Source organism: Aquabacterium sp. (assembly GCF_035476535.1).
GTDB lineage: Bacteria > Pseudomonadota > Gammaproteobacteria > Burkholderiales > Burkholderiaceae_C > Pseudaquabacterium.
This window is the reverse complement of sequence record NZ_DATILJ010000083.1, coordinates 1-4,400: the sequence shown is the minus strand read 5'-3', so window position 1 is coordinate 4,400 and position 4,400 is coordinate 1. Positions and strand designations below refer to the sequence as shown.

At 66.8% G+C, this 4,400-nt stretch carries 3 protein-coding genes; all 3 read left to right on the top strand.

The features are described from left to right. Position 1 precedes the first annotated feature (1 nt). Genes guaB through guaA form a run of 3 tightly spaced genes read left to right on the top strand, consistent with a single transcriptional unit; the run spans position 2 to position 4,400 of the window. Positions 2 to 1,474: an IMP dehydrogenase gene (gene guaB, locus VLK61_RS08070; protein WP_325419976.1), complete on the top strand. Its 1,473-nt coding sequence runs from the start codon at positions 2 to 4 to the stop codon at positions 1,472 to 1,474. 8 nt (positions 1,475 to 1,482) lie between these two features. Continuing rightward, positions 1,483 to 2,778 (top strand): MFS transporter, encoded by a 1,296-nt coding sequence (locus VLK61_RS08065; RefSeq protein WP_325419974.1) that lies wholly within the window; start codon positions 1,483 to 1,485, stop codon positions 2,776 to 2,778. A gap of 11 nt (positions 2,779 to 2,789) precedes the next feature. Further along, positions 2,790 to 4,400: a glutamine-hydrolyzing GMP synthase gene (gene guaA / locus VLK61_RS08060; RefSeq protein ID WP_325419972.1), complete on the top strand. Its 1,611-nt coding sequence runs from the start codon at positions 2,790 to 2,792 to the stop codon at positions 4,398 to 4,400.

Here is a 4,400-nt window from a genome sequence, read left to right as displayed (position 1 = left end):
CATGCGCCTTCTCGGCAAAGCGCTCACCTTCGACGATGTGTTGTTGGTGCCCGCCTTCTCCCAGGTGTTGCCACGCGACACCAGCCTTGCGACCCGACTGTCGCGCAACATCACGCTGAACCTGCCGCTGGTGTCCGCCGCGATGGACACCGTCACCGAAGCCCGATTGGCGATCGCCATCGCGCAAGAGGGCGGCATCGGCATCGTGCACAAGAACCTCACGGCCAAACAGCAGGCGGCCGAGGTGGCGCGTGTCAAACGCTATGAGTCCGGCGTGCTGCGCGACCCGATCACGATCTCCCCCGGCGTCCCGGTGCGCGATGTGATGGCGCTGTCCAAGCAGCATGGCATTTCCGGCTTTCCGGTGATCGAGGACGGCCGCGTCGTCGGCATCGTCACCAACCGCGACCTGCGCTTCGAGACGCGGCTGGACGTGCCGGTGCGCGAGATCATGACGCCGCGCGACAAGCTCATCGTCGTCAAGGACGGCGCCACCATCGACGACGGCAAGGCGCTGATGCACCAGCACAAGCTGGAGCGCGTGCTGGTCGTCAACGATGCCTTCGAGCTGCGCGGCCTGATGACGGTGAAGGACATCACCAAGCAGACCAGCTTCCCGAATGCAGCACGCGACAGCCACGGCAAGCTGCGCGTCGGTGCCGCGGTGGGCGTCGGCGACGGCACCGAGGAGCGGGTCGAACTGCTGGTCAAGGCCGGCGTCGACGTGTTGGTGGTCGACACCGCGCACGGCCATTCGGCCGGCGTGCTCGACCGCGTGCGCTGGATCAAGAAGCACTACCCGCAGGTCGACGTGATCGGCGGCAACATCGCCACCGGCGCCGCCGCGCTGGCGCTGGCCGAAGCCGGCGCCGATGCGGTGAAGGTCGGCATCGGGCCGGGCTCGATCTGCACCACGCGCATCGTCACCGGTGTCGGCGTGCCGCAGATCATGGCCATCGACTCGGTGGCCAAGGCCTTGGCCGGCAGCGGCGTGCCCTTGATCGCCGATGGTGGCATCCGCTTCTCCGGCGACCTGGCCAAGGCGATTGCCGCCGGCGCCGACACGGTGATGATGGGCGGCGCCTTTGCCGGCACCGAAGAGGCGCCCGGCGACATCGTGCTGTACCAGGGCCGCAGCTACAAGAGCTACCGCGGCATGGGCTCGATCGGCGCGATGCAGCAGGGCTCGGCCGACCGCTATTTCCAGGACAGCTCGGCCGCCAATGCCAATGCCAGCACGAAGCTGGTGCCCGAGGGCATCGAAGGCCAGGTGCCGTACAAGGGCTCGGTGGTCAGCATCATCTTCCAGATGGCCGGCGGCCTGCGTGCATCGATGCACTACTGCGGCTGCACCAGCATCGCCGAGATGCAGAGCAAGGCCGAGTTCGTCGAGATCACCTCGTCGGGCATCCGCGAAAGCCATGTGCATGACGTGCAGATCACCAAGGAAGCGCCGAACTACCGCATGGAGTGAGGCGAGACATGTCGCGAACTGATAGCGGGCCGGGCGCCGGGCTGCCCGAAGGCGGCCCGCATCCCCTCGGGCGGGGGGCGCAGCGTCCTGCGGCCATGTCCTTCATCCTGATCGCCGTGCTGATCGACATGATCTCGATCGGCCTGATCATCCCGGTGCTGCCGCACATCGTCGGCACCTTCACCGATTCGCCTTCGGCCCAGGCCTGGTGGTTCGGCGCGGTGGCGTTTTCGTTCTCGATCGCCAACTTCTTCTGCTCGCCGATCCTCGGCGCGCTGTCGGACAAGTACGGCCGCCGGCCCGTGTTGCTGCTGGGCTTTTCCGGTCTGGCGCTGAGCTTCATCGTCACCGGCCTGGCCACGGCGCTGTGGATGCTGATCGTCGTGCGCCTGTTCTCCGGCGCGATGCAATCGAACATGGCGATCGCCAATGCCTACGTCGCCGACATCACGCCGCCGGAAGAGCGTGCCCAGCGCTTCGGCCAGCTCGGCGCGATGTTCGGCATCGGCTTCATCCTCGGGCCGGTGATGGGCGGGCTGCTGGGTTCGATCGACGTGCACCTGCCGTTCTTCGTGGCCGGTGGCATGGCCTTGCTGAACCTGTTGTACGGCTACTTCGTGCTGCCGGAATCGCTGGCGCCCGGGAAGCGCCGCGAGTTCTCGTGGAAGCGCGCCAATCCTTTTGCCTCGCTGCGCGGGCTGCTGCGGCTGCGTGGTGTCGGCCTGCTGGTGGTGGTGGTGGCACTGGCCGGCCTGGCGCAGTTCACGCTGCACACCAGCTGGGTGCTGTACACGCACTTCAAGTTCGGCTGGGGCCCCTGGGAAGTGGGCTGGAGCCTGTTCTGCGTCGGCGTGATGTCGGCCTTTGCCCAAGGTGTGCTGCTCAAGCACCTGCTCAAACGCTTCGAGCCGCGCAAGTTGGCGATGTTTTCGCTGAGCGCCGGCGCGTTGACTTACTTCGGATTCGGCGCGGTGCCCGAGGGCTGGATGATCTATGTCGTGATCGTGCTCGGCAACCTGCTCGGCGGTGGCGGCGCGGTGGTGATCCAGAGCATCATCTCGAACGCCGCCGACCCGCGCACGCAGGGTGAGACCATGGGTTCGGTGTCGTCGCTGAACAGCCTGATGGCGGTCAGTGCGCCGCTGGTCTCGACGCCGCTGCTGGGCATCATCTCGCAGCGCCCGCCTGGTGACTGGCTGATCGGCCTGCCGTTCTACTTCTGTGCCACGCTGGCCACGCTGGCGCTGGCCATCGCCTGGTTCCAGTTCCGCCGCACCGCACCCGCGGTTGCGGCCACCGCCTGACCCTTCCCACCATGCACGACAAGATCCTGATCCTCGATTTCGGCTCGCAAGTCACCCAACTGATCGCGCGCCGCGTGCGCGAGGCTCATGTGTACTGCGAGATCCACCCGAACGATGTGTCGCCGGAGTTCATCCGCGCGTTCAACCCCAAGGGCATCATCCTCTCGGGCAGCCACGCCAGCACCTACGAAGAACACGATCTGCGTGCGCCGGACGTCGTCTGGCAGCTGGGCATCCCGGTGCTGGGCATCTGCTACGGCATGTTCACGATGACGGTGCAGCTGGGCGGCCAGGTCGAGGCCTCCACGCACCGCGAGTTCGGTTACGCCGAAGTGCGTGCGCATGGCCACACGCCCCTGCTCGACGGCATCGAAGACCACCGCACGCCCGAAGGCTTCGGCCTGCTCAACGTGTGGATGAGCCATGGCGACAAGGTCACCGCGCTGCCGCCCGGCTTCAAGCTGATGGCCAGCACGCCGAGCTGCCCGATCGCCGGCATGGCCGATGAAGCACGGGGTTATTACGGCGTGCAGTTCCATCCCGAGGTGACGCACACCGTGCAGGGCAGGGCGCTGCTCGAGCGCTTCGTGCTGAAGATCTGCGGGGCCAAGGCCGACTGGGTCATGCGCGACCATGTCGAAGAAGCGGTGGCCCGCATCCGCGAGCAGGTCGGCGACGAAGAAGTGATCCTCGGCCTGTCCGGCGGCGTCGATTCCAGCGTTGCCGCGGCGCTGATCCACCGTGCCATCGGCGAGCAGCTGACCTGCGTCTTCGTCGACCACGGCCTGCTGCGCCTGAACGAAGGCGCGATGGTGATGGAGATGTTCGCCGGACGGCTGCATGCCAAGGTGATCCATGTCGATGCCAGCGACCAGTTCCTCGGCCACCTGGCCGGCGTCACCGACCCCGAGGCCAAGCGCAAGATCATCGGCCGCGAGTTTGTCGAGGTGTTCCAGGCCCAGGCCGCGAAGCTGAAGCAGGCTGGATCGACGACGGGCGCCCGCGGCGCCAAGTGGCTGGCCCAGGGCACGATCTATCCGGACGTCATCGAATCCGGCGGCGCGAAGACCAAGAAGGCCACCACGATCAAGAGCCACCACAACGTCGGCGGCCTGCCCGAGACGCTGGGCCTGAAGCTGCTGGAGCCGCTGCGCGACCTGTTCAAGGACGAGGTGCGTGAGCTCGGCGTGGCGCTGGGCCTGCCGCACGACATGGTCTATCGCCACCCGTTCCCGGGCCCCGGCTTGGGCGTTCGCATCCTCGGCGAAGTCAAGCGCGAATTCGCCGACCTGCTGCGCCGCGCTGACGCGATCTTCATCGAAGAGTTGCGCGCGGCCAAGGACGACACCAGCGGCAAGAGCTGGTACGACCTGACCTCGCAGGCCTTCGCGGTGTTCCTGCCGGTCAAGAGCGTTGGCGTGATGGGCGACGGCCGCACCTACGACTACGTGGTGGCGCTGCGCGCCGTGCAGACCAGCGACTTCATGACCGCCGACTGGGCCGAGCTGCCGTACAGCCTGCTGAAGAAAGTGTCCAGCCGCATCATCAACGAGGTGCGCGGCATCAACCGCGTGACCTACGACGTGAGCAGCAAGCCGCCGGCGACGATCGAGTGGGAGTAG

Coding starts and splice junctions, on each gene's coding strand:
- guaB (WP_325419976.1), top strand. CDS start 2: ATGCGCCTTCTCGGCAAAGCGCTCACCTTCGACGATGTGTTGTTGGTG.
- VLK61_RS08065 (WP_325419974.1), top strand. CDS start 1,483: ATGTCGCGAACTGATAGCGGGCCGGGCGCCGGGCTGCCCGAAGGCGGC.
- guaA (WP_325419972.1), top strand. CDS start 2,790: ATGCACGACAAGATCCTGATCCTCGATTTCGGCTCGCAAGTCACCCAA.